The organism is Hydrogenophaga sp. BPS33 (assembly GCF_009859475.1).
Classification (GTDB): domain Bacteria; phylum Pseudomonadota; class Gammaproteobacteria; order Burkholderiales; family Burkholderiaceae_C; genus Hydrogenophaga.
In genome coordinates this window covers 305,925-331,006 of the sequence record NZ_CP044549.1, presented here as the reverse complement: position 1 = coordinate 331,006, position 25,082 = coordinate 305,925, and the positions used below count along the sequence as shown (strand labels likewise).

The following is a 25,082-nucleotide window of genomic DNA, read 5'->3' as shown; positions in this document are numbered from 1 at the left end:
AGAACAGGGAGTTCCGAACATGGGTCTGTCTTTGGTGCGCAGCCGCGCCTTGCTTGGCCTGGACGCGCGTCCGGTGTGTGTGGAAGTGCATCTGGCCAACGGGCTGCCCAGCTTCACCCTGGTGGGCCTGGCCGACACGGAAGTCAAGGAAGCGCGCGAGCGCGTGCGTTCGGCCATTGCCAACGCGGGGCTGGAGTTCCCGACGAACAAGCGCATCACGGTCAACCTCGCGCCGGCCGACCTGCCCAAGGACTCGGGCCGTTTCGATCTCCCGATCGCGCTGGGCATCCTCGCCGCCAGCGGCCAGATTGACGGCGCGCGCATGGAGGGCTGGGAGTTCGCGGGCGAACTCTCGCTGGGTGGCGAGTTGCGCCCGGTGCGGGGGGCGCTGGCGATGAGCCTCGCACTGCACCGCAGCGCGACCGCCGCCGGCCCGGCCACGCGCCTGGTGCTGCCCGCGGGCAGCGCCGAAGAGGCGGCGCTGGTGCCGACGGCACAGGTCTACCGCGCGCACCACCTGCTCGACGTGGTCGAGCGCTTCCTGCCCGAGCAGGCGGCCGAGGCCGGGCCGCCCGCCGCCGACCGCTGGAGCCGCCTGGTGCCCACGGCCCTCGGAAAGGCGCCTGCGTACGCCGACCTCGCCGATGTGAAAGGCCAGGCCGCGGCCAAGCGCGCGCTGGAAATCGCCGCCGCCGGCGGCCACAGCCTCCTGATGGTGGGGCCGCCAGGCTCGGGCAAGTCCATGCTGGCCCAGCGCTTTGCCGGCCTGCTGCCGCCCATGGACACGACCGAAGCCCTGGAAGCGGCGGCGGTGGCCTCGCTGGCGGGGCGCTTCACGCTGGACCGCTGGGGCCAGCGCCCCACCTGCGCACCGCACCACAGCGCCAGCGCGGTGGCCCTGGTGGGCGGGGGCTCACCACCGCGCCCAGGTGAGATTTCCCTGGCCCACCATGGGGTGCTGTTTCTGGACGAGCTGCCGGAGTTTCCCCGCAGCGCGCTGGAAGCCTTGCGCGAGCCGCTGGAGAGCGGGCACATCCGCATCTCGCGCGCGGCGGCGCAAAGCGAGTTCCCGGCGCGCTTCCAGCTGATCGGCGCGATGAACCCATGCCCCTGCGGTTTTCTGGGCCATCCGACCAAACCCTGCCGCGACACACCCGACCAGGTGGCGCGTTACCAGGGCAAGCTCAGCGGGCCCTTGCTCGACCGCATCGACCTGCACGTGGAAGTGCCCGCCCTGCCCGCCCAGGAACTGCTGCGCGGCGGCATGAACGAGCCCAGTGCCGAGGTGCGTGCTCGCGTGGTCGCGGCCCGCCAGCGCGCCCAGGACCGCCAGCACAGCGCCAACCAGGCGCTGGCCGGCCGGGCGCTTGAGCAACATGTGAACGCCGAACCCGAAGCCCTGCAGTTTCTGCAAACAACGGCCGCTCGGCTCGGCTGGAGTGCGCGCAGCACGCACCGCGCCCTGCGCGTGGCGCGCACCATCGCCGACCTGGCCGAAGCGCCGGCGGTGGGTGTGGGCCACCTGGCCGAAGCGGTGCAGTACCGGCGCGTGCTGCGGCAGCCGGGTTGAACCGCTAGCGTGTGGCCTTGCCCCGGGCTCGGGCGTGGGTCTTGGCGGCCGGTGGAACCGGGGAGGCCTGCGCGGGCGCCGGCGCGCCTTGCCGCGCATCGGCGTTCTTCAGCAAGTCCTTCAGGAAGGCCGCCGCTTCGTTGCCCTTGAGCGCGGTGCGCCAGGCTTCGTGCACCACCTTTTCGTGCAGCGCCACCGCTTCGGGTGCGCTGGTGACCATGGCCACACCCACGCGGATGTTGGTGTTCTCGCCCAGGCGGAAGGGCGAAATGGACAGCGTGCTGCGGTCCTCCTCGCGAAAGATCATGAAGCCGCTGCCCGGCAGGTTGTCCGTCACCAGTCCCACCTGCACGTGGAAGGACTGCTCCTCCACCACCGAGATCAGCTGCTCGATCTCGTGCCGGGCCATGGCGCGCCGCTCGGCCCGGGTCTGGTCGTCGAGCCGGGCACGGCCGACGAAACCGTGCACCAGGAACTGCTCGATCTGGGTCGCGGAGATCAGGTTGACCACGTGCGGGCGGCGGCGCAGGTAGTTCTGCTTGCGCTCGTGCAGGATCTGCAGCACCTTCTCGACGTCTTCGAGCATCTTGCCGCGCGTGGGCAGATCCTCCGGAATGCTTTCAGGCAGCAAGCGGCGCAGCACGCTCTCGAAATCGTCCGACCCCAGCAGGAACGAGATCGGACCGGCCAGGATCACGATCTGCTGCGCGCTTTCCTCCAGCTGGCGCACCCGCTCGAAGTAGCTCACGGCCGACGAGATGTATTCCATGCCCACGCCCAGCAAGGTCGGCAGCGACACGTTGAGCAACTCCGAGAGGCGCTCCAGCGTTTCGATCTTGGCGAGTTCGCCTTTCTCGATGCGGTAGAGCGCGGTGCGGGAGATCCCGGTCTTCTCCGCGATCTCGTCGGTGCTCATGCCCGAGCCGAGCCGAAACGCTTTCAGCCGTTGTCCAATCTCGTCGTAGCGGAACGCCATCTGTCGGGTCTCCCATGTGTTTATGCCAATTTCTGGCCACGAAACCAATTTTAAGACTGAAGCGCACCGCCTGAAATACGCCGTGGCGGCTGGAGAACTAGTTCTCCAGCGGCATCTGGCCGAACTCGATGATGTTGCCTTCGGGGTCCATGAACTGCGCGATGAAGCCGCGCGGCGGCGCGCCCGGGATGGAGGACACCGTGGGCTTCACACCAGTGATGCAGGGGTAGCCGGCCGCTTCCATGCGCGCGGCCTCGGCATGGATGTCGGCGACCACGAACGAGATCAGCACCTTGTTGCGCGCCCAGCCTTGTGCGTCGTCCATCTGCGCGGGGCCGTTGTCGAGGTTGCCCATGAGTTCCAGCGTGCACGAGCCGGTGCGAAACACCACCACCTTGTCGGTCGCGCGCCGCACGGGCAGGCCCAGCACATGCTCGTAGAACTGCCGCATCCGGGGAATGTCGGCGACATAGATCAATACCCAGCTGAGCGGTCCGACCATGGTGCGCGCCTCCCTCTCAATGCTTCTTGGTGCGGTTGGAAACGTGCCAGGGCAGCGCCAGGCGCTCGGCCCAGTCGATGGCATTGAACAGGATCACACCCAGAACCGACAGCACCGCGATGGCCGCGAACACCAGCGGTGTCTGGTAGGTGCCCTGCGCCTGCAGGATCACGAAGCCCAGGCCCTTGTTGGCACCCACGAACTCGCCCACGATGGTGCCGATGAGCGCCAGGGTGATGCCCACCTTCATGCCCGCGAAGATGCTGGGCAAGGCGTTGGGGAAACGGATCTTGAAGAAGGTCTGCGCCTGCGACGCGCGGTAGGTGCGCACCAGGTCGAGCTGCGCGGGGTCGACCGAGCGCAGCCCGGCCACGGTGTCCACGATGATCGGGAAGATGGCGATCAGGAAGGCCATCAGGATCTTGGACTCCAGCTCGGTGCCGATCCACAGAATGAACAAGGGCGCGATGGCGATCTTCGGGATCGCATTGAAGGCCACGAGCGCGGTGAACAGGGTCTTCTCGAGAAACGGCGAATAGACGATCAGGATGGCGATCAACACGCCGATGAGCGTGGCCAGCACGAAGCCGACCAGCGTCGCGGCCGCCGTCACCGAACCGTGGCTCAGCAGGAACATCGGGTCCTCGGCGATCACCTTGAGCACTTCGCTCGGCTTGGGCAGCAGGTACGCACCGATATCGAAAACGTTGCACGCCACTTCCCAGGCCACCAGCAAGGCGGCCAGCGTCACGGTGAGGTAGAAGCTCTGCGTCAGCGACTTGCGCATGGCGCTCTTGCGTTGCGGCGCGCCCTTGGCCGAACCCGGGGCGACGGCGGATGGAGGCGGCGTGGTACTCATGGTCGAACTCATGCGGTTGCACCCGTTCCCAGGTGTTCAAAGATGGTGCGGATGTGCGCGCTGTATTCGGCGAACCGGGGCGTTTCGCGCATCGCCAACGTGCGCTGGCGCGGCAGGTCGATGTCGATGATCTCGGCGATGCGCCCGGGATTGCGCGCCATCACGACCACGCGGTCCGACAGCAGGATCGCTTCGGGAATGCTGTGGGTGATGAACAGCACGGTGTTGCGCGTTTCCCCCCAGATGCGTTGCAGATCGAGGTTGAGCTGGTCTCGCGTGAACTCGTCCAGCGCGCCGAAAGGCTCGTCCATCAACAGCAGCGAGGGATCGTCCAGCAACGCGCGGCAGATGGCGGCGCGCTGGCGCATGCCGCCCGACAGCTCCCAGGGATACCGATCGCCATAGCCGCTCAGCCCCACCATCTGCAACAGGTGCATGGCCTTGGAGCGCAGGCCGGCGACGCGCGAGCGGTCGCCGAACTCGGAGGGCAGCATGACGTTGTCGATCACAGTGCGCCAATCCAGCAGCACATCGCGCTGGAACACGATGCCCAGGCCCTCGGCCGGCCCGTCGATGGGCTTGCCCTTGACCAGCACGTCACCCGAGCTCACCTCTTCCAGTCCGGCCAGGCAGCGCAGCACGGTGCTCTTGCCGCAGCCGCTGGGGCCCAGCAGGCTCACGAACTCGCCCTCGCGGATGGTGAGGTTGATGTCCTTCAACGCGGTGAGGTCGCCATTCATCGAATGGTAGGTCTTGCCCACGTGGTTCAGGTGCACGTGGCCCGACGCCGACGGCGTCGCGGCCGCCACACCGGGCTTCTCAGCAACGACGGCCATCTTCACTTCCCCTGCGGCACGAACTGGTTGGTGTAGATCGCGTCCACGGCGGTATTCGCCTTGATCAGCTGCGTGGCTTCCATGATCTTCACGGTGGCGGCCCAGTCCTCGGGCGCGGCCCACAGCATGGGCTTGCCGGCGGCAGCCTTGGATTCGATGAAGGGGATAGAACCCAGGATCTGCGCCTTCATGATCTGCGGGTTGAGCTTGGCCTGCGGACGCGCCTTGATCAGGGCCGCGACCGACTCGTCGATCGCGCCGCCGCTGAGGATGGCGACCCACGAACGCTGGAACACCTGGACAAAACTGGCCAGCACCTTCGGGCGCTTGGCGATCGCGTCTTCGCTGGCGATCAGGCCGAAGCCGGGCAGGTTGATGTCGTAGTCGGTGAACAGCATGGGCACCGAGTTGCGCGGCGTCACGCCCTTGATGGTGTAGAGCGCGGTCGGGGCGAACATGCCATCGCCCTTGCCCGACATGTAGCTGGAGATCTTGGCGCCCACGTCCACGCTGATCATGTTGATCTTGCTCTTGTCGACCTTGGCGGCGGCCAGGTAGCGGTCGATGAAGGGCGTCTCCACCGAACCGGGCGAATACAGGATGGTCTTGCCTTCGAGGTCCTTGGGCTTCTTGATGCCGCTGGCTTCGTCCACCGCCAGGCCGAAGTCGCCGCGGCGCTGGATGGTGGCGATGGCCTTGATCGGCATGCCCTTTTCACGCGCGATCGGCAAGGCGCCCAGGCTGATCTGCGCAATGTCGTACTTGCCGCCCGCCACCAGCGCCATGGCGGGACCGGTGCCATTGCCGTCGTCGATCTCCACCTCCAGGCCCTGTTCCGCGAACCAGCCCTTTTCCTGCGCCAGATAGAACGGCGCGTGCAGGCCGTACGGCAGGAAGTCCAGGCGCACTTTGACTTTTTCGGCGGCCTGCGCGCCCACGCTCAGGGTCGCAGCCACCAGGCCCAGCGCCAACCCGCGGGTCAGCGCGCAGAAACGGGTCAAGCGACCGGCAGGGGCACCCGGCATCGAGGAATTTTTCAACATAGCGGTCCTTCAGGAAGTGGCGATCTAACGTCGAGGAGTGGAAAGATCGGCGGTGCAATCGTTCCATTCATGGTCTTCATTCCAATAATGGGACATTTCAACCCGAGAACGCGTTCGCGCCTATACGGGTTTTTCTCTAGATGTTCCAAAATTGAGACGAGAAACCCTTCTGAGCATTTCCCATGCCAGCCCATGCCGAGAAATGCCCGCCAGGAAGCGCCCGATCCCGCGGCCCATGCCCCAGACGAACGCCTGGCGCACCACAACAGTGCCAAAATCCCATTTTTAGTACAGAGCAACAAAAGGCGCTTCATTCCGCGGCTCGGAAGCGTGGGCCCCGTTCAGAGGATGACCGCCGCGTCCAGGAAGCCAACGCCCTGGTCCGCCAGCTCGCGGGCAAACGCCTCGTTCTGCGGCGACGGGCGCGCGCGGCAGGCATCGGTCACGATGAAGGCGTCGAAACCCGCCTTTCGCGCATGCAAGGCGGAATGCCGGACGCAGCCGTACAGGGACAGGCCGGCGAAGAAGATCCGCCGAACCTGCCGCTCGTGCAACAAGGCCGCCAGGCCGGTGGTGGTGATCTGGTCGTTCTCGGTGAACGCGGAGAAGGAATCGACGTCCCTGCGGCAGCCCTTGTGCAGCCGAAGCACCGCGCCGCTCAGGTCCAGCGCCGAATCCAGCTCCGCGCCCCAAGTGCCTTGCACGCAATGGTCGGCGTAGAGCGCCTGCGGCCCATACGGGACCTGGACGACGTCGCCTGCACGGGCACCCTCGTGGCTGCTGGCGAACGACACGTGCCGCCGCGGATGCCAATCCAGCGTGAAGGCGGTCTGCTCGAAACGCGGCACCAGGCGGTTGATCACCGGGACGATGGCCGGCGCATCGGGAATCGCCACCGAGCCCGTGACGAAGTCGTTCTGCACGTCGATGACGAGCAGCAGATCGGAGGGGCGGAGCTCACAAGACATGGGACGGACTTTCTGATGCGCAGTGGCCTGCAAAGGGTGTTTCAATTTTGGCACAATGGCGCCATGGCACCGGTAACGTTGACGTGATTCTCCACCAGAAGTACCATAATTGGAATGAAATCCATGATTGGAACAGGTGCCGTGGCTTCTCCTATCCTTGATGGCCATGGGCCATCGGTCTTCGCCAGCGCGTTGGTCGCCGGTTACGCCCGTGGCGAGTCGCCCGAGCAGGCCTTGGAAGAGGTGCTGGGCCGCGTCGACGCGCGCGACAGCACCTTCAACAGCTTCGTCCACGTCGACAAGGCCGGTGCCCGCGCGGCGGCGGCGCGGTCGGCGCAGCGTTGGCGCGCCGGGACGCCTCTGAGTCCCATGGATGGCGTTCCCATCACGGTCAAGGACATGCTGGCGGTCGAGGGCCTGCCTTCGCGCGGCGGCTCCTTGACCACGTCCAGCGCCCCGGCCGCTCGCTCGGCGCCCGTGGTGCAGCGCCTGTTGAACGCAGGCGCGGTGGTGGTGGGCCTGACGGCCACGGCCGAGTTCGGTGGCGCGCCGGTCACCATCAGCCCGCTCACCGGCATCACGCGCAATGCGCGCGACCCTTCGCGCACCGCGGGCGGCTCCAGCGGCGGCGCGGCCGTGTCGGTCGCGGCGGGTTTCTGCGCAGCGGCGCTGGCGACCGACACCGGTGGCTCGATCCGCGTGCCGGCGGCGCTCAATGGCGTGGTGGGGCTCAAGCCCACGGGCGGGCGCATCCCCACCGACCCGGGCAGCGTGCTGCACACCATGGGCTGTCCCGGCCCGATGGCCAACAACGTCGAAGACTGCGCCCGCCTGTTCGGTGTCATGGCCGACTCCCGCTTCGGGCACCCCCAGCGGCTTGAACCACCGGCGCTGCAGAGCGCACCGATCGAGTTGCGCCAGATCCGTTTCGTGGCCAGCCGCACGCTGGGCCACGCGTCCTGGCTCGATCCGCAGATCGACGCGAGCTTCACCGCGCTGATCCGCCTGCTGCGCGAGCTCGGCTGCGAGGTTGATGAGGTGGAGCCGGCATGGCCCGACCCATCGGGCATCTTCCTTGCATACACCCGGGCGAACTACGCCCACCTGCTGTCCGACCTGGACGAACCGGGCCTCGCACTTCTCAGCCCCCAGGTTCGGGACGCCCGTGCCGCCGGGCTGCAGCTCAGTGCGGCGGACTTGCTGAAAGCCCGCGCGGCGCGGGAAGCGCTCGTGGGCCAGGTCGACGATCTGCTCGCAGGCCGCCACATCTTGCTGACACCCATGACCTGCGTGACGGCATTCGAAGCCGATCGCTTCACACCGAGCAACCCGGAACTGCAACACAGCCCCCGAGCATGGACACCCTTTGGAAATACCTTCAACCTCAGCCGGCACCCTGCCCTGACCATGCCTTGCGGCACCGCCGCCAACGGCATGCCCATCGCCTGCCAGTTGGTGGCCGGGCATTGGCAGGAACCGCTGCTGCTGGCCGTCGCGCAGCAGATCGAACAGCAGTTGGCCCAACCCGATGCGGGAGCCCCGGCCATGCCCGTTGACACCCCCGTGCTGGAGCCGTCGGATGCCCCGGCCGCCGACACGCCGTCGAACAGAACAGCGCGCCTGAAGGCGCGCGTGCACGAGATCCGCCAGGAAGCCGATGGCGTGGTGAGCGTGGAGCTGCGCGGCCTGCCCGGTGGCGCGTTGCCGCCGTTCACACCGGGCGCGCACATCGACCTGCACCTGCCCATCGGCATTCGCAGCTATTCGCTCACGAATGCGCCCACCGAGCGGCACCGCTATGTGGTGGCGGTGGGCCTGCCCGCGAACAGCCGCGGCGGCTCGGCCTACGTGCACGGCGACCTGAAAGCCGGCGCGGAGATCGAGATCTCGGCGCCGCGCAATCTGTTTCCCCTGGTCGATGGCGATGGCCCCGTCGCGCTGATCGCGGGCGGCATCGGCATCACCCCCATCCGCTGCATGTTCAACGCCTTGCGCGAAGCGGGCCGCGAGGTCACGCTGCTGTACAGCGCGCGCAGCCGCCAGAACGCCGCGTTCGCGGACGAACTGGCCCAGCAGCCGGGTGTGCGCTTTCACTTCGACGACGAGGCCGGCGGCCCGCCGGACCTCGAACAGCTCATGGCCCACGCACCGCAGGAGACGCACTTCTATTGCTGCGGCCCCTCGCCCATGCTGAGCGCGTACGAACAGACGGGCGCTCGCCTGTCCATCGCGGCCGAGCGCGTCCACCTGGAGCGCTTCTCGCCGGCCGAAGACGCGCCCGCCGTGTCCCAGGCGGGCGACGGCGTGTTTACCGTGGAGCTGGCGCAAAGCGGCATGTCGGTGGATGTCGTGCCGGGCCAGTCGGTGCTGGACGCCTTGCTCGACGCGGGCGCGGATGCGCCGTACAGCTGCCGCGAAGGCATCTGCGGCGCGTGCGAAACCACGGTGCTCGAAGGCACGCCCGACCACCGCGACTCGGTGCTCTCCGACAGCGAGAGAGCGCAGGGCAAGACCATGATGATCTGCGTCTCACGATGCGCCGGGCAACGCCTGGTGCTCGATCTCTGAAGCCCCCCGATCCTCCCCCTTCTTTCCATCACCAGGAGCGACCCCATGGCCCTCGTCCCCCTCGCCGGCAAAGGCAATTTCATGCACATCTTCGACTTCCGCGTCCTGCCGGGCCGGGGCGAGGAGTTCATCCGCCTGTTCGAGGAGTTCGACTACTCCGACGACAACCCCATGCACAAATCGCCCGCGCAGGTGAAGGACGGCGTGCTGTGCCGCGACACCAACGACGCCGACCACTTCTACCTGATCGGCGAGTGGACCGACATCAAGATCCACGCCGAGATCGGCAAGCTGATCGCTCTGGAATACAAGCCCGCGTTCATGGCGCTGGTGGCCGGTGGCAAGTTCATTCCCACCTATGCGGAGGTGGTCTCCAGCACGCCGCAGGACATCCTCGACAAAGCCGCCTGAAATGAAACACCCCCCGCGCGCCTTCGGCGCTCCCCCCTGGAAGGGGGGCGACACCTGGGGCCGGCCAAGCCGGACCCTCGGTGTCCCTGGACGGGACCACCTCATGCGTTGCGAGTCGCGCTTCGGCGCGGTGGAAAACTGACACGGTTTTGCTTTCAAAAAGACAGCCCCATGGAACACACCATCACCCTGCACCCGCCCGAAATCACCAAAGGCAGCGACGACATCGCCGACCTGCGCTGGCCCGACGACCCGTTGGAGATTCCCGACTGGATCTACACCGACCAGCGCATCTACGAGCTGGAGCAGCAGCGCATCTTCGGTGGCGACGTCTGGAACTACGCCGGCATCGAAGCCGAGCTACCCAACCCGGGCGACTACATCCGCTCCCACGCCGGCTCGGTGCCCATCATCCTGGCGCGCGACAAGAAGGGCGAGGTACATGCGTTCGAAAACCGTTGCGCCCACCGCGGCGCCGAGCTCTGCCGCTCGCAGCGCGGCAATGCCGACTCGTTCGTCTGCCCGTACCACCAGTGGAACTACGGCCTGGACGGCAAGCTCAAGGGCGTGCCCTTCAAACGCGGCGTGCAGGGCAAGGGCGGCATGCCGGCAGACTTCGACATGCAGGCGCACGGTCTGCGCAGCCTGCGCGTGACCTGCCACAACGGCGCGATCTTCGTCACCTTCAGCGCGAACACGCCACCGCTGCCCGAGTACCTCGGTGAAGAAATGCTCGGCGAGTTCAACACCATCTTCAACGGCCGCAAGCTCAAGCTGCTCGGCATCCACCGCAACACGCTGGAAGGCAACTGGAAGCTGTACCAGGAAAACCTCAAGGACCCGTACCACGCGACCTTGCTGCATACCTACCTGACCACCTTCGGGCTCTTCGTGGCGGGCAACCGCACCACCATCGTCGCCGACCCGGGCGGCGTGCACACCGCGCTGCGCAACGCGCGGCCCAAGGGCGAGCTCAAGCTCGACGAGAACAAGGCGCAGATCAACTCCTTCAAGGAAGGGATGAAGCTGGCCGACCCGCGCGTGCTCGACTTCGTTCCCGAGTTCAATTCGGAATGGTCCAGCAGCGCCATCACCATCTGGCCCAACCTGATCCTGCTGCGCCAGATGAACATTCTGAGCGCGCGCCAGATCGTGCCCACCGGCCCCAACCAATTCATGCTGATCTGGACCGCGTTCGGCTACGAAGACGACACCGAAGAGATGACGCAGCACCGCCTGCGCCAGAACAACATCTTCGGCCCGGGCGGCTTCCTGGGCATCGACGATCACGAGGCGATCAAGTTCGTGCAGGACGGCCTGGACAAGGGCGTGCCGCGCGGCGGCGTGGCCCCGCTGGGCAACGACGACGAGCCCAACGACACAGTGATCACCGACCGCGCCATCCGGCTCATGTACAAGCACTACCGCAAGATGATGAGGCTCTGAGCATGGAACGCGCCACACCTACCCAGATGACGAACCCTGCCTCCACCCTTTCGCTCGCCCGTCGCCAGGAGCTCTATATCCTGCTCAACGAGTTTCACTGCGACTACGCGCAAACCCTGGACCGCGGCGACGTGGAAGCCTGGGTTCACTTCTTCACCGACGACGCGGTCTACCGTGTGATTGCGCGCGACAACGCCGAGGCCGGCCTGCCGCTGGGCCTGATGCTGTGCGACGGCAAAGGCATGCTGAAAGACCGCGCCTACGCGATCCAGCACACCGAGATGTACGCGCCGCGCTACGTGCACCACCAGGTCTCCCTGGTGCGTCTGCTCGACGAGGCCGATGGCCTGATCACCGCCGAGGCCTCGTACGTGGTGCACGAAACCCTGGTCGACCGGCCCACGCACCTGCTGCAGGTGGGTCGCTACAAGGACGTGTTCGTGCAGCACGGCGACGGTCTGCTGCTGAAGTCGCGCGACTGCATCTTCGATTCGGTGGTGGTGCCGAACTGCGTGGTGTACCCGGTGTAAGGTGCGCGCGTGCACCGGGCCGACCCTGGTGCGCGCTCGTCTTTGCGAACAACCGGGCCGCGCCGGTGGGGCAACTGGTATCGTCATGCGTTTCGTTCCGCGCATTCCGAACCAGGAGCCCACCATGACCTACCCCAACACCCAACTTTTCATCAATGGCCAATGGCGCGACGCCGCTGCGGGCGAAACCCTGGCCGTGTTCAACCCGGCCACCGGCAAGGAAATCGGCCGCGTGGCGCACGCCCGCCAGGCCGATCTGGACGAGGCCCTCGCCGCCGCGCAGAAGGGTTTTGAACTCTGGCGCGACAAGCCGCCCGTCGAGCGCGCCAAGGTCATGCGCGCGGCCGCCGCCTTGATGCGTGAGCGCGCCGGCGCCATCGGCGCCCTGCTCACGCAGGAGCAAGGCAAGCCGCTGGTGGAGGCCAAGGGCGAGGCGATGGCCGCCGCCGACATCATCGAATGGTTCGCCGAAGAAGGCATGCGGGTGTACGGCCGCATCGTGCCCTCGCGCGGCAACCTCGCGCTGCGCCAGATGGTGCTGAAAGACCCGGTCGGTCCCGTGGCCGCGTTCACGCCCTGGAACTTCCCGGTCAACCAGGTGGTGCGCAAGCTCTCGGCCGCGCTGGCCACGGGCTGCTCGATGATCGTCAAGGCGCCCGAGGAAACGCCCGCCGCGCCCGCCGAGCTGGTGCGCGCCTTCGCCGACGCGGGCCTGCCGGCCGGCGTGCTGGGCCTGGTCTACGGCACGCCGGCCGAGATCTCCAACTACCTGATCGCACACCCGGTGATCCGCAAGGTGACCTTCACCGGTTCCACCCCCGTGGGCAAGCAGCTCGCGGCGCTGGCGGGCCAGCACATGAAACGCGTGACCATGGAGCTGGGCGGCCACGCACCGGTGATCGTGGCCGAAGACGCGGACGTGGCGCTGGCGGTGAAGACCGCCGGCGGTGCCAAGTTCCGCAACGCAGGCCAGGTGTGCATTTCGCCCACGCGGTTCCTGGTGCACGAGAGCATTGCCAAGGAATTCTCGGCCGCGCTGGTGAAGCACGCCGCCGGCCTGGCCGTGGGCAACGGCAGCGCCGAGGGCACGCAGATGGGGCCGCTGGCCAACCCGCGCCGCGTCACCGCCATGGCCGAGTTCACCAAGGATGCGGTGGAGCGCGGCGCCACGCTGGCCACGGGCGGTGAGCGCATCGGCGAAGAAGGCAATTTCTGGCGTCCCACCATCCTCACCGACGTGCCGTTGAACGCGAAGGTGTTCAACGACGAGCCTTTCGGCCCCATGGCCGCGGTGCGCAGCTTCAACACACTGGACGAAGCGATCGCCGAGGCCAACCGCCTGCCCTATGGCCTGGCGGCCTATGCCTTCACCCGTTCGCTGAAGAACGCCGACCTGCTGGCGCGGCGCGTGGAGACGGGCATGTTGTGGGTGAACATGCCCGCGATGCCGTCGGCCGAGATGCCGTTTGGCGGCATCAAGGATTCGGGCTATGGCTCGGAGGGTGGGCCAGAGGCGCTGGAGGCGTACCTGAACGCGCGCTCGGTGGCGATCATGAACATTTAAGGCACAAGGGGGGTTATCCCTTGTTCGGCCCCAGTCGATGGGTAAACGCCACCACCAGCGCGCTGACCAGGAAGAACGCCTGCAGTTCGAGCCGCCAACCACCACTGCTGGTGAAGTCGGTGAAGTGGCCCGCATGGGCCAGCACCAGCGCGAACACCATGTTGATGGCGATCAGCAAGGCGGCGGGCACCACCCAGAAGCCCACGAGCAGCATGATCGGTGCGATCAGTTCGCCCAGGTAAACCCCGTAGGCGAGAAAGCTGGGCAGGCCCTTGGCCACCAGCATGCCTTCGATGCCCCCAACCCCTCCGGTCACCTTGGCCCAGCCGTGCAGGACCATCAACAGCGCCAGTGTCCAGCGCAACAGGAGGACGCCAGCGCGGGGGTGATCGAAGAGTGCGTTCAAGACTTTCATGGATGACAGAAAAGGGATGGTTGGAAGATCGGGGCGATTGTCCCCGATGGCTGGTCCTCTCTGGCGCCAGGGGTTCCCCGGTCCGTGGAAATCGGATGATCGAGCGGTTGCGCGAGGAAGCGCCACCATCGAAGCGATGCTGGAGCCGATGCGCTACGCGTGAGCACGGGTCATCGCGGTGCCTTGCCCACCACGATTTCCGCGTGATCGACCTCGACGACGTGGCCCGGTCCCGCGTCGAACAGCACGTAGAAAGGGCCCCTGGGTTTGCGGAAACTCAGCATGGAGTCCTGGCCCAGCTGGGCAGAGATCAAGACCTTGTCGTCGTAGTCCATCACGTCGATGCGCACCCCTGGCGCAAGCGAGCCGTCCGAGAACCCGCCGCGGCAGACGATGGTGTCGACCGAGGTCTGCCGGCATTCGATCACGGGGTTGTGCGCCCAAGCCGGTACCGTCGCCGCCCACAGCAGGCCGCAGAAGCGCAGGAAGTTCTTGCGTATGTGCGTCATCTCAGCTCCTTCGTTCCAACCACGCCACCGTGGCCGGCGACACATCGCCCATGCGCACCGCCGCCTGGTGCACGGACCCGTCCTTGCCCACCACCGTGAGCCACAGCGCGCTGTCTGCCGTGGCGTTGGCCGGCAGCTGGATGTTCACGTGGCGCTCCCAGCGTGTGCCATTGAGCACGATGCCAGGCGCACGCAGCGAGCGCGGCTTGTTCACCCTCAAATAGGCCTCACGGATCGCCATGTCGCCGGTCTCGTCGAAGCGCACGTGATAAGCCTTCATCGGGATATCCATGGCCACCAGATCGGGCCCGCGCCGCTCGCTCTCGGCCAGACGGAACGTCCACGGCCCCACGCGTCCTTCGATGGCATCGCTGCGCAACAGCGGCTTCACCGGCACCGCTTGCAGCGCCAGCCCATACACCAGCAGGACCACCACCAGCCACAAGGCGAACACCCGGCGGCCTTCGACACGGCGGCGGGGCGGCAAGGACACGGAACCGGGCGTCATGGGCTTGCGCAAGGGGCCTACGCGCGCGGGAGGTCGCCAGGGCCATGCCGGCAAGGCAAACACGAGTGTGAGCGCAGCGATGCTCAACCAGCCAAGCCAGAGCGTGACGCCGATGCCGACGTCCAGAGCGGCGACCGACAGCACCAACGACAGCAGCAGCAGCCCCCACCCTGCGGCACGCGCCAGGCGACGCCAGCCGGGCGCGGGCGTGCGCCGCAACAGATGGTGCGCGTGGCGCTCCGTGGCCAGGGCCAGCGCTGTGAAACCGAGCAGCCCGAGCAGCAGAACGCCGAGATGCACCGACGTCATGCGCCCCCGCCGATCTTGAACGCCCACGCCAGCGCGCACAGCACGGCGGCGCCGACCAGCATGCCCGCCCAGGCGCGCAGGGCGCTGCGCGTGGCGAATACCCAGATCACCGCCGCCGTGTAGACCGCGAAGCTCAACATGCTGGCCCACATCACCGCCTGAGCCAGCGGCGCTGGCCACAGCACGGCCATCAGTACCGTGGCGGCCGAGCTGAAGGCATATCCGCCCAGCACCGCAGCCACCGCGCGCGACGCCACGGACCAGCGGCTGTTGCGCGATGTGTCTGTCACCGGGCTCATGGGACTGCCGTCTTCGGGGCGCTGGCCTGCGCCACCACGGGCCGCAAACGGCGCGCCACCTTCAAGGCCAGGAGCGCGAACAGGCCCGCGAGTCCCCACATCGTCAGGTCAAACCCGGCCAGCACCCAGTCGCCCGCGGGCAGCGTGCGGCCAAGGTGTTTGTCGGTGGTCAGCGCATTCACCGCCGGCACCAGCGCATAGGCCGCGCAGGCGGCCCACAGCAATTCGATCCAGGCGCGGTGCAGCGGCCGAGCCAGGGCGTAGAACAGCGTGGCCAGCCACAGCGCGAAGAGAGTGTGGATCTCCCAGGCGGCGCGCTCCGCCATGCCCAGAGGCAGCAGGCGGTTGGCCCAGAAGTAGGCCGCGACCGCGAGCGGCAGGCCCGCGATGGTGGCCACGTTGAGCACCTCCACCAGGCGCACGCCCATGTGCTCGTTGCGCTCCTGGCCGCCGCCCAGGTGATGCCGACGACGCTTGACGGTCCAGAGCACGAGACCGGTGCCGATCATGGCGCAGCCCAGCAGGCCGGCGACGAAGTACAACCACCGGCCCCAGATGTCGGCGAACAGGCCTTCGTGCAGGTTGAACAACGCCCCCTGGGCCTGGAGTGCGCTGCCGCCGGGCGGGGGCGCGGACGGCAGGAGCGCGCCGGTACCGGCGTCGAAGCGCAGTGCGGGAGGGTTCCACACGTCCAGGCTGCCGCGCTGCACGCGGGTGAGCGTGATCTCCGGCGAACCGCCCTCATGGCGTTCGATGGCGATGGAGCGCAGTTGGCCCACGCCCCACGCGGCTTCGGCCTGTGCCATCAACGGCGCCAGGGGAATTGCAGGACGGGCGACAGGTGCGTGCGCCAGGCCATCGCGCTCGAACAATTCGTTGGCGAAGCGGGCCTTGCTCAGCGGATCCGGGCCGTAGAGCACATCGCGTCCCACCGGCATGTACACGAACAGGGCAAACACGAGGCCGCTGTAGGTGATCATCAGGAAGAACGGCAAGGCCATCACGCTGATGGCGTTGTGCGCGTCGAGCCAGGAGCGCTGGCCCTTGCCGGGACGGAAAGTGAAGAAGTCCGTGAAGATCTTCTTGTGCGTGATGACGCCGGTGGTGATGGCCAGCAGCATCAGCATGGTGCACACACCGACGATGCGGATAGCCCATGCGTAAGGCATGTAGCGCAGCTCGTAGTGCATGCGGTACAGGACGCGCCCACCGGCGGTGTCCCGCGGCTGCGGTCCCGCAGGCAGCACCGCGCCCGTGGCGGCATCCAGCGTTTCCGAGCCACGCTGGCCCGCGCCATTGCCAGACACCGGCATGTCTTCCCACGCGACGCCCAGGTTCTCCCAGCGGCGCTGCACGAGCGATTGGTGCGGCAGCGTGATGCTCCAACGCGCCGCGCCGGGGGCCACCTGTTCCAGCCGGTCCAGAGCGTGGTGCACGGCTAGCACGGGATCGGTCGGGACGCCGGCCCGGGCGGACATCGGCAGCTCGGGCTGCATCCAGCGCGTGATCTCCGCCTGGAAATACCCGGCGGTCCCCGTGACGAAGATGAAGAACAGCACCCAGCCGACGACCAGGCCGGTCCAGGTGTGCAGCCAGGCAGTGCATTGGCGAAAGCCCTCTTTCATGGGCGGCGCGTCACCAGCGCGGGGTGTACTTCAGGGTGAACATCACGTTGCGCGGCTCGCCGAAATCGTTGTTGCCGTTCTGCTCGGCGAAGCCCGGGATCCAGTAGCGCTTGTCGAACACGTTGTTGAGGTTCATGGACAGCATCACCTCCGGCGTGACCTGGTAGGCCACGCGCATGTTCCACACATCGAAGCCAGGCACCTTGAACGAGCGGTCGTAGCCCAGCGTGTGGCTCTGGATGGTGACGCCCCCACCGACGTTGACCCGGCTCCAGTCGCCGGGCAGTTGGTACGAGGCCCAGGCGCGCAGCATGTGTTTGGGCGTCCAGGTGCTGAACACCTTGCCCTGGTTCACCGGATCGGAGAGAAACTTGGTGGTGTTGCGGGTGTAGCCGAGCATCATCTGCAGGCCGCGCGCCACCTCGCCGCTGACCTCGGCCTCGTAGCCCTGGCTGCGCACCTTGCCCGAGGCGATGGAGCAGTACCAGCCATCGCAGGCGAAACCGGAAGCGGTATCGTTGACGCCGCGGTTCTTGTGGTCGTAGCGGAACACCGCGAGCGAGGTGTTCAGGCGCCCGTCCATGAGCTCGCCCTTGATGCCGACCTCATGGTTCGTGCCGACGATCGGTTCGAGCACCTGGCCCGCCACCGTGCGGGCGGATTGCGGTTCGAACACGCTTGTGACGCTGCCGTAGGCCGACCACCGCGGTGTCAGCGCGTAGACCAGTCCTGCATAGGGCGTGACCTCACCCGACGCGGTAATGACGGTCTGTGTATTGCTCGCCGGCACGCGGTAGAGGTAGTCGTACCAGCTCACGCGCGCCCCCAGGATGGCGGTCAGCGGCTCGGTCAGTCGGGCGCGCCAGCTGCCGTAGAGGCCACGCTGCCGCACGTCGTACACCGGGCGGGTCTGCACGCCCCCGGCGGCCATGATGGTCGCGAGATCCTGCCAGGGACGGTCGTGGTCGATGTCGAAGATGTTTCCGCCCGGTGTGAACGTGCGTGCGTGCATGTCGTTCGACGTGTACTTCGAGTAGTTCGCGCCCGCGGTGACATCGTGGCGCAGCCCCAGCGCCTGGAAGCGGCCGTTGACGTAGGCGTCGAGCCCCAGCTTGGTGGAGTCGAAATCGGTCGCCCAGTTGGCGTAGATGAGCCCGCTGCCGTCTGCCGCCACGTTGCCGTGCATGCGCTGGTGCACCGAGGTGTTCTTTTCGCTCATGCGCATCGCCGAGACCTTGAGCTTCCAGTCGGGATTGAAGCGGTGGTCCAGATCGGCGTACAGGACGGTCTGCTTGATATGGGCGCGGTTCCACCAGGCGCCCACATACGTGGAGCGGTCCAGGCCCAGATCCTGTCCGTCGGGATAGCGCGGCAAGCCCCGGATCATCGGCCGACCCCGGCTGTCCGAATCGCTCACACCCAGGCCGACCGTGGTGTCGGGGCTGATGTCGACGTCCAACGCGGCGTACAGGGAACGCGTGTGGTCGTTGACGTAATCGACGAAGGAATGGCTGTTGGCCTGGTCCACCACCACGCGCCCGCGCAGCGTGCCCTCCGCATTGAGCGGCCCTCCCGCATCCAGCTGCAGGCCATAGCGGCCCCACGACCCGGCGCGCGCGGTCAGCGCGACGGTCCTCTCCGCCTGCCCGCGCTTGCGCACCAGATTGACAGCGCCACCCGGGCTGCCCGTGCCCTGCAGCAGACCCGATGAACCGCGCAGGACCTCGAGGCGGTCGTAGAACACCAGGCCCTCAATGCCCCAGTTGCCCAGGGCGTAATTGTTGCGGGGGATCGGCACCCCGTCGTACTGCCAGGCGTCGATCTGGAAACCACGGGCGGACAACACCATGCCCTGACCCACGCCCTTGGCGCCCACCATGCCGGTGATGTTGTTGGCCGCCACTTTCAGATCGGTGATGCCCTGCTCGTCCAGCTGCGTGCGCGTGAGCACGCTGACCGATTGCGGGATGTCCTTGAGCGCCTGATCGCCCTTGTTGATGCTCACCGCACGCACGGCGAACGAGCCGCTGCCTTCGGTGGTGCTGCTGCGCTCGGCCTGGGCGGTCACCGTCACGGTGCCCAGCGTGGTGGCCTCGCCTGCGCGGGGCACAGGCTCGATCGTCACCAGACGGCCCTCGAAACGGCCGGACAGCCCGCTGCCCTCCAGCAACCGATCGAGCGCCTGGCGCGGGCTCAGGGGGCCCGAGATCGCGGGCGCGTTTTTACCTGCCACGGCACTTTGCTGCACCACCAGCTGCAGGCCGGTCTGCCGCGCCCAGTCGTTCAAGGCCTGCGCCAGCGGCTGGGCGGCAATGCGGATCTGCACCGGCGTGCCGCCACCGGTCTGTGCGTGCAGGGCCGGGGCACTGAAGGCAATGGCCAATACGAGGGCGAGCGGCAGCGGCCGCATCGAAAGGCGGTTCATGAGGGTCTTCTCCAGGTAGACAAAACAGCGACTACCTGTGTTGACGCAGCGAAGCGCCCCAACCCTGTACCCAATGCGAAAAATTCTTATTTCGGCTGCCACCCAGCATCAGCGCAGCAGCACCTCGGTTTCGCCATCGCCGCTATCGCTCAAGCGCACCGGCAACACCCGGGGCAGCGCGATGCGCAGGGTTTGCGGATTCAAGGGATCGAACGTGCCCGACAGCCGCAGGGCGGCCACGGCGGGGTCGCGCACGCGCAAACCACTGGGCCGATAACGCTCCAGTTCCGCGAGCGCCTGGCCCAGCGGCACGTCCACGAAGCTCACGCGCTGGTTCTGCCACGGAGCGATGCCGCCCGACGGCACGGCGGCCACCGGCTCCAGGACGCCACGCGCGTCGCTGGCCACCTGCTCCCCCGCAGTCAACAGCACGCCGGGCCACCGGGGCGTGTTGCCTTCGCCGAAGGCATCGGGGCGCGCCACCCGGACCTTGCCATGCTCCACCGCCACCCGCACACCGGCGTTGCCCGGCAAATCGGGGGTGTGGCGCACCGAGAAGCGCGTGCCGACCACGGTCACGCGCAAGGGCCCGGCCCACAGGTGAAAAGGACGCGCGGCATCCGCTTGCACGTCGAACAAGGCCTGTCCGTCGAACAGCCGGACCTCGCGCTGCCCGCGGTAGTAGGACACGGCCACACGCGTGGCAGTGTCCAGTCGCAGCGTGGAGCCGTCGGGCAAGCGCACGCTGCGTTGCTCGCCGCGCCCGGTCTGGAACGCCTGCACCCAGACGGGTTTGGCCTGCTGGTGCCGCCAGGTCAACAGCCCCACCCCGGCCATCAGCGCGACACCGGCCAGCGCGGTGGCAGGCTGCAGGAAACGCCGCCGCGAGGCCACGGCCATGGGTCGCGCGTCCTCGGCCGGTGCTTGGAGCGTCTCCATCAAGGCCTTGTCGCGCACCAGGTTGCGCCGCATCCGCGCCATGAGATCGTCGGGCATGCCGTCCAGGCGCTCCCATTGCTGGCCGCACTGCGCATAAGCCGGGGCATGGCGCACGTCCGACGCCAGCCATGACTGGAACGCGGCCTCGTCGTCTCGGCCCCAGGCGGCCGTGTCGCGCCGCCGCACGAACCAGCCCAGCGCCGCCTCGCGCAAACGCAAGGGGTCATCGCCGTCGGTGGAGGAGTTGCTGAAAACGTTGGCCACGGTCATGCAGGTTTTCTCCTGTCTGTAGACGCATGATCGGGGTTCGACCCTGTAAGGACTTTCGTGGGTGCTGGCATGGTGATGGCGTAGGGTCTGCGGCTCAAGGCTCGGGCTTGCGGCCCCGCTCTCGGCGCGGGCGCTCGCTGCCGCCGCGCTGAGCGCCCCGCTCAAGCGCATCCAGTCGGTCCCAGCAAGCATTCAACGCGATCTGCACCTGCATCTCCACCGTCTTGACGGCGATGCCCATCCGGATCGCCGCTTCGGCGTGGCTCAAGCCATCGAACTTCACCAAGATAAAGGCTTCGCGACAGCGCGGCGGCAGGCTGTCCACGATCGCCGCGATGGCCTCGAAGCGCTGACGCACGGCCAGGGCCGTTTCCGGCTCCAGGGCGGCCGGGCCGGCCTGTTCGTCGACATCGAAGCCGCGACGGTCCGCGTCTTCGTCCAACGGTGCGGCGGCGTCCGCCCCCGCGCGCACCGCGTGGCGGCGGTAACGATCGGTCAGGAGATTGCGCGCGATCCTGTAGAGCAGCGCACGGGGGTCGCGGATCGCCGTGCCCGAACGTTGCGCCGCATACACACGGGCAAAACTTTCCTGCGCCAGGTCGGCCGCGGCGTCGCGGTCCCGCAGCTTGAGCGCCAGGAAGTTGAACAGTTCGCGGTAGTAGTGGTCGAACACGGGTGGGCCAAGGACCAGACAGCAGGAAAGACACCTGGGCGGGCTGGCTGCAGCGTTCGTGGCTGACCCGGGCGATCCCAACGGATCGCGAATGCGCGGAATTATCCCCTACCGACCGGCCTCACAGATTCGGCGCCAACCAGCGCTGCAGTTCCTCGCGCGCCACCGCGCTGCGCGCGGCCAGATCGGCGACCTGATCGTCCGCGATCTTGCCGACGTTGAAGTAGGTGCTCTGCGGGTGCGCCAGGTAAAACCCGCTCACGCTGGCCGCGGGCGTCATGGCCAGGCTTTCGGTCAGGCCCATGCCGATGTCCTCGCACTGCAGCAGCTCGAACATCGGGCGCTTGACCGAGTGGTCCGGGCAAGCCGGGTAGCCCGGCGCCGGGCGGATGCCCTGGTATTTCTCCTTGATCAGCTCTTCGTTGCTCAGCGCCTCATCGGCCACATAGCCCCAGAGATCGGTGCGCACGCGGTGGTGCATGCACTCGGCCAGCGCCTCGGCCATGCGATCGGCAATCGCCTTGAGCATGATGGCGGAGTAGTCGTCGAGGTCGTCGATGAACTGCTTTTCCTTCTTCTCTACGCCCAGGCCGGCGGTGACCGCGAACATGCCCACGTAGTCGTTGGCCACGCCCTTGGGCGCGACGAAGTCGGCCAGGCAGCGGCTGGGCCGCATCACGCCTTCGAACTCGTGTTTCTCGGTCTGCTGGCGCAGGCCGTGCCAGGTCAGCGCGACCTCGCTGCGGCTCTCGTCGGTATAGAGCTCGATGTCGTCGTCGCGCACGCTGTTGGCTGGGTACAGGCCCACCACGGCGCTCGCGCTGAGCCAACGGCCTTCGATCACGCGCTGCAGCATGCGCTTGCCATCGCTGAAGACGCGCCGCGCTTCTTCGCCCACGATCTCGTCCTTGAGGATCTCGGGGAAGGGGCCGGCGAGGTCCCAGGTCTGGAAGAACGGCCCCCAGTCGATGTACTTCGCGATCTCGTGGAGGTCGAAGTTCTTGAACACGCGCCGGCCGATGAACTTGGGGCTCTGCGGCGTGAAGGCGGCCCAGTCGATCGGCGTCTTGTTGGCGCGCGCCTTCTCCAGCGGCCACAGCGGCACCTGTTTCTTGTTGGCGTGCTGTGTGCGCACGCGCTCGTAGTCGGCGTTGACTTCGGCAATGTACGCCGCCGCCTGGTCCGACAGCAGCCCCTGCGCCACGCTCACGCTGCGCGAGGCATCGGGCACGTAGACCACCGGGCCGTCGTAGTGCGGCGCGATCTTCACCGCGGTGTGCACGCGGCTGGTGGTGGCGCCGCCGATGAGCAGCGGGATGCCCTTGCCACGGAAGTGCTCGTCCTTCTGCATCTCGCCGGCCACGTACTGCATTTCCTCCAGGCTGGGCGTGATGAGACCCGAGAGGCCCACGATATCGGCGCCCTCGGCCTTGGCCATGGCGAGGATTTCGTGGCAGGGCACCATCACGCCCATGTTCACCACTTCGTAGTTGTTGCACTGGAGCACCACGGTGACGATGTTCTTGCCGATGTCGTGCACGTCACCCTTGACCGTGGCGATCACGATCTTGCCCTTGGACTTCACATCGCCACCCGCCGCTTCGAGCTGGCGCTTCTCTTCCTCGATGTAGGGCAACAGGTGGGCCACGGCCTGTTTCATCACGCGCGCGCTCTTGACCACTTGCGGCAGGAACATCTTGCCCTGGCCGAACAGGTCGCCGACCACGTTCATGCCATCCATCAGCGGGCCTTCGATCACGTTGAGCGGGCGGCCGCCACCGGCCTTGATCTCCTGCCACATCTCTTCCGTGTCTTCGGTGATGCAGTCGTTGATGCCGCGCACCAGCGCATGCTTGAGGCGCTCGCGGATCGGCAGCGCGCGCCATTCGTTCTTCTTGCTGTCGTCCTTGGCCGAGCCCTTGGCGCTCTCGGCCACCTCCACCAGGCGCTCGCCCGCGTCGGGCCGGCGGTTGAGCACCACGTCTTCCACGCGCTCGCGCAGCTCAGGCTCCAATTCGTCGTACACGCCGACCATGCCGGCATTCACGATGCCCATGTCCATACCGGCCTTGATGGCGTGGTACAGGAACACGGTGTGGATGGCTTCGCGCACCGGATCGTTGCCGCGGAAGCTGAACGACACATTGGACACCCCACCGCTGACTTTCGCGCCGGGCAGGTTCTGCTTGATCCAGCGCGTGGCGTTGATGAAGTCGACCGCGTAGTTGTTGTGCTCTTCGATGCCGGTGGCAATGGCAAAGATGTTGGGGTCGAAGATGATGTCTTCGGGCGGGAAGCCCACCTCGTCCACCAGCACGCGGTAGGCGCGCTCGCAGATCTCGATCTTGCGCTCGTAGGTATCGGCCTGGCCTTTTTCGTCAAAGGCCATCACGACGGCGGCTGCTCCGTAGCGCTTGACCAGGCGCGCCTGGCGCCTGAACTCGTCCAGCCCCTCTTTCATGGAGATCGAGTTGACGACGCCCTTGCCTTGCACGCAGCGCAAGCCGGCTTCGATCACGTCCCACTTGGAGGAGTCCACCATCACCGGCACGCGCGCGATGTCGGGCTCGCCAGCGATCAGGTTGAGAAATCGCACCATCGCGGCCTTGCTGTCGAGCATGGCCTCGTCCATGTTGACGTCGATGATCTGCGCGCCGTTTTCCACCTGCTGGCGCGCCACAGCCAGCGCGTCTTCGAAGCGGCCTTCCAGGATCATGCGGGCGAAGGCCTTGGAGCCGGTGACGTTGGTGCGCTCGCCCACGTTCACGAACAGGCTGCCCGGTTCCACGCGCAACGGCTCCAGGCCGGAGAGCAGCATGGAAGGCACGGAAGGGAGAGAGGCGGATGCGGACATGGGACTCACCAAGACAGGTTGCGGACAACAGACTGGTGAGCGCCGTTTGGGCCTGTTTGCGCCCACTCAAGCCTGACGCACGGTGAGGAGCCTGTGAAAAGCCCGCCGGCGCTGCAACGCTCCTTGAGAGGCGGCGATTTTAGCGTGGCGCCACGCACTTCTTGGCGCAAAGGGCTTCCACAGGGAAGCCTTCACACCTTCTCAGGCCACGGCAGCCCCGTCCCTGGCCGGGTGGGCCTGCGCAAATGCCAGGATCACCTCACGCACGATCTTGCGCTGCGGCACCGGCAGGTTGAGGAAGGCGTCCAGCACCTCGCGCTCCTGGTAACTCAAGCCCTCGTCCCATCGCTTGCGTTGCTCCTGCACACGCTGACGCACCGCTTGGCCAAAGCGCAACACCTCGGGCTCCACGCGCAGGATTTCGGCCAGCACCAGCAGCTTGTCCTGCTCGGGAATCGACTCGCCGCGCAGCCAACGGGCCGCCCCCTGGAACGACACCGAACGGCCCCAGTAACGCGCGTTGAACAAGTTGAGCAGCACGCTGGGCCTGGGCTCCAGGCCCGCCGACACCATCGCATCCCGCAGCCTTTGGGCAAATTCGAGCTTGTGATCCATGCCCTGAACGCTAGTTTTCGGCATTGCGTCACCTCGCCGTCTTGTTATCCCCCTGATACACGTGTTGATTAAGACTCTACCGGCAAAAAAGCGCAGCAGTGCCAGAAAAAAGACGCGGTTCTGATGGCCGGGACACCAGCTCTTGGGACGGCTGGGCCTGAGCAGTACCCACCAAATGAATTTCACGGCATTCGGAAGTATTCACTTACCGCGCTTGCCGTGCGCACGCCCCCAGGAATGCAGCCGCATGAGGCCCATGGTGTGCAACCGGCCACCTGACCGCCCCGGGTCACCCGGAACGACAACGCCGATTTGTCGCAACCAGCCCACGCGGCCTCTGCTGCGCCCGATGCGATGGTCGCCGAATA

General features: G+C 66.9%; 22 protein-coding genes, 1 pseudogene and 1 riboswitch. Of the genes and pseudogenes, 7 read left to right on the top strand and 16 right to left on the bottom strand.

The genetic code is table 11. The features are described 5' to 3' along the window. The first annotated feature begins 19 nt into the window (after positions 1–19). Positions 20–1,570: a YifB family Mg chelatase-like AAA ATPase gene (locus F9K07_RS01550; protein WP_159588709.1), complete on the top strand. Its 1,551-nt coding sequence runs from the start codon at positions 20–22 to the stop codon at positions 1,568–1,570. Positions 1,571–1,574: 4 nt separating this feature from the next. On the opposite strand, the gene F9K07_RS01545 is transcribed toward F9K07_RS01550, so the two are convergent. The 6 genes from F9K07_RS01545 to F9K07_RS01520 all read right to left on the bottom strand — a co-directional run bounded on the left by F9K07_RS01545 (position 1,575) and on the right by F9K07_RS01520 (position 6,754). Then, on the bottom strand, positions 1,575–2,546 hold the full coding sequence (locus F9K07_RS01545; protein WP_159588707.1) for a helix-turn-helix domain-containing protein: 972 nt from the start codon (positions 2,544–2,546) through the stop codon (positions 1,575–1,577). Between the two features lie 97 nt (positions 2,547–2,643). Further along, positions 2,644–3,048, bottom strand: a complete 405-nt coding sequence (locus tag F9K07_RS01540) for a VOC family protein (protein WP_159588705.1) — start codon at positions 3,046–3,048, stop codon at positions 2,644–2,646. Between the two features lie 16 nt (positions 3,049–3,064). Beyond that, on the bottom strand, positions 3,065–3,907 hold the full coding sequence (locus F9K07_RS01535) for an ABC transporter permease (RefSeq protein WP_236581774.1): 843 nt from the start codon (positions 3,905–3,907) through the stop codon (positions 3,065–3,067). A gap of 8 nt (positions 3,908–3,915) precedes the next feature. Next, positions 3,916–4,743, bottom strand: a complete 828-nt coding sequence (locus F9K07_RS01530; RefSeq protein ID WP_442907371.1) for an ABC transporter ATP-binding protein — start codon at positions 4,741–4,743, stop codon at positions 3,916–3,918. A 2-nt stretch (positions 4,744–4,745) separates the two neighbouring features. Beyond that, positions 4,746–5,768: an ABC transporter substrate-binding protein gene (locus F9K07_RS01525; RefSeq protein WP_159588703.1), complete on the bottom strand. Its 1,023-nt coding sequence runs from the start codon at positions 5,766–5,768 to the stop codon at positions 4,746–4,748. A 359-nt stretch (positions 5,769–6,127) separates the two neighbouring features. Continuing rightward, entirely contained in the window at positions 6,128–6,754 is a 627-nt protein-coding gene (locus F9K07_RS01520; RefSeq protein ID WP_159588701.1) for an isochorismatase family protein, read from the bottom strand. Positions 6,755–6,868: 114 nt separating this feature from the next. Here F9K07_RS01520 and F9K07_RS31695 point away from each other — a divergent pair. The 6 genes and pseudogenes from F9K07_RS31695 to F9K07_RS01495 all read left to right on the top strand — a co-directional run. Continuing rightward, a pseudogene (locus F9K07_RS31695) lies at positions 6,869–8,230 on the top strand (amidase); the annotation flags it as partial. A 189-nt stretch (positions 8,231–8,419) separates the two neighbouring features. After that, the gene (locus F9K07_RS31690; protein WP_442907429.1) at positions 8,420–9,322 is read left to right on the top strand and encodes a PDR/VanB family oxidoreductase; all 903 of its coding nucleotides are present in this window, start codon (positions 8,420–8,422) and stop codon (positions 9,320–9,322) included. A gap of 45 nt (positions 9,323–9,367) precedes the next feature. After that, entirely contained in the window at positions 9,368–9,733 is a 366-nt protein-coding gene (locus F9K07_RS01510) for a hypothetical protein (protein WP_159588697.1), read from the top strand. A 171-nt stretch (positions 9,734–9,904) separates the two neighbouring features. Continuing rightward, a complete protein-coding gene (locus F9K07_RS01505) occupies positions 9,905–11,179 on the top strand; it encodes an aromatic ring-hydroxylating oxygenase subunit alpha (RefSeq protein ID WP_159588695.1) in 1,275 nt (424 codons plus the stop codon). Between the two features lie 2 nt (positions 11,180–11,181). Next, a complete protein-coding gene (locus F9K07_RS01500; RefSeq protein ID WP_159588693.1) occupies positions 11,182–11,709 on the top strand; it encodes an aromatic-ring-hydroxylating dioxygenase subunit beta in 528 nt (175 codons plus the stop codon). A 124-nt stretch (positions 11,710–11,833) separates the two neighbouring features. Continuing rightward, the gene (locus F9K07_RS01495) at positions 11,834–13,273 is read left to right on the top strand and encodes an NAD-dependent succinate-semialdehyde dehydrogenase (RefSeq protein ID WP_159588691.1); all 1,440 of its coding nucleotides are present in this window, start codon (positions 11,834–11,836) and stop codon (positions 13,271–13,273) included. 13 nt (positions 13,274–13,286) lie between these two features. Here the strand turns inward: F9K07_RS01495 and F9K07_RS01490 are convergent, their stop codons facing one another. The 10 genes from F9K07_RS01490 to F9K07_RS01445 all read right to left on the bottom strand — a co-directional run bounded on the left by F9K07_RS01490 (position 13,287) and on the right by F9K07_RS01445 (position 24,714). After that, a complete protein-coding gene (locus F9K07_RS01490) occupies positions 13,287–13,688 on the bottom strand; it encodes a DoxX family protein (RefSeq protein ID WP_159588689.1) in 402 nt (133 codons plus the stop codon). 170 nt (positions 13,689–13,858) lie between these two features. Further along, positions 13,859–14,197 carry a hypothetical protein gene (locus F9K07_RS01485; RefSeq protein WP_159588687.1) on the bottom strand — a complete coding sequence of 113 codons (339 nt, stop codon included), beginning with the start codon at positions 14,195–14,197 and terminating at the stop codon, positions 13,859–13,861. Position 14,198: 1 nt separating this feature from the next. Next, complete coding sequence (locus F9K07_RS01480) at positions 14,199–15,014, bottom strand: DUF3325 domain-containing protein (RefSeq protein ID WP_159588685.1); 816 nt, start codon at positions 15,012–15,014, stop codon at positions 14,199–14,201. Continuing rightward, positions 15,011–15,313: a DUF3649 domain-containing protein gene (locus tag F9K07_RS01475; RefSeq protein WP_159588683.1), complete on the bottom strand. Its 303-nt coding sequence runs from the start codon at positions 15,311–15,313 to the stop codon at positions 15,011–15,013. Before F9K07_RS01475 ends, F9K07_RS01480 begins: the two co-directional genes overlap by 4 nt. After that, the gene (locus F9K07_RS01470; protein ID WP_159588681.1) at positions 15,310–16,938 is read right to left on the bottom strand and encodes a PepSY-associated TM helix domain-containing protein; all 1,629 of its coding nucleotides are present in this window, start codon (positions 16,936–16,938) and stop codon (positions 15,310–15,312) included. Before F9K07_RS01470 ends, F9K07_RS01475 begins: the two co-directional genes overlap by 4 nt. 10 nt (positions 16,939–16,948) lie before the next feature. After that, positions 16,949–19,363 (bottom strand): TonB-dependent siderophore receptor, encoded by a 2,415-nt coding sequence (locus tag F9K07_RS01465; protein WP_159588679.1) that lies wholly within the window; start codon positions 19,361–19,363, stop codon positions 16,949–16,951. Positions 19,364–19,471: 108 nt separating this feature from the next. Next, positions 19,472–20,572 carry a FecR family protein gene (locus F9K07_RS01460; RefSeq protein ID WP_159588677.1) on the bottom strand — a complete coding sequence of 367 codons (1,101 nt, stop codon included), beginning with the start codon at positions 20,570–20,572 and terminating at the stop codon, positions 19,472–19,474. 94 nt (positions 20,573–20,666) lie between these two features. Beyond that, the gene (locus tag F9K07_RS01455; RefSeq protein ID WP_159588675.1) at positions 20,667–21,245 is read right to left on the bottom strand and encodes a sigma-70 family RNA polymerase sigma factor; all 579 of its coding nucleotides are present in this window, start codon (positions 21,243–21,245) and stop codon (positions 20,667–20,669) included. A gap of 121 nt (positions 21,246–21,366) precedes the next feature. Further along, positions 21,367–24,063 carry a methionine synthase gene (gene metH / locus F9K07_RS01450; RefSeq protein WP_159596773.1) on the bottom strand — a complete coding sequence of 899 codons (2,697 nt, stop codon included), beginning with the start codon at positions 24,061–24,063 and terminating at the stop codon, positions 21,367–21,369. A 66-nt stretch (positions 24,064–24,129) separates the two neighbouring features. Further along, a riboswitch (S-adenosyl-L-homocysteine riboswitch) is annotated at positions 24,130–24,230 on the bottom strand. Positions 24,231–24,300: 70 nt separating this feature from the next. Continuing rightward, positions 24,301–24,714: a transcriptional regulator gene (locus tag F9K07_RS01445; protein ID WP_159588673.1), complete on the bottom strand. Its 414-nt coding sequence runs from the start codon at positions 24,712–24,714 to the stop codon at positions 24,301–24,303. Positions 24,715–25,082: the final 368 nt, after the last annotated feature.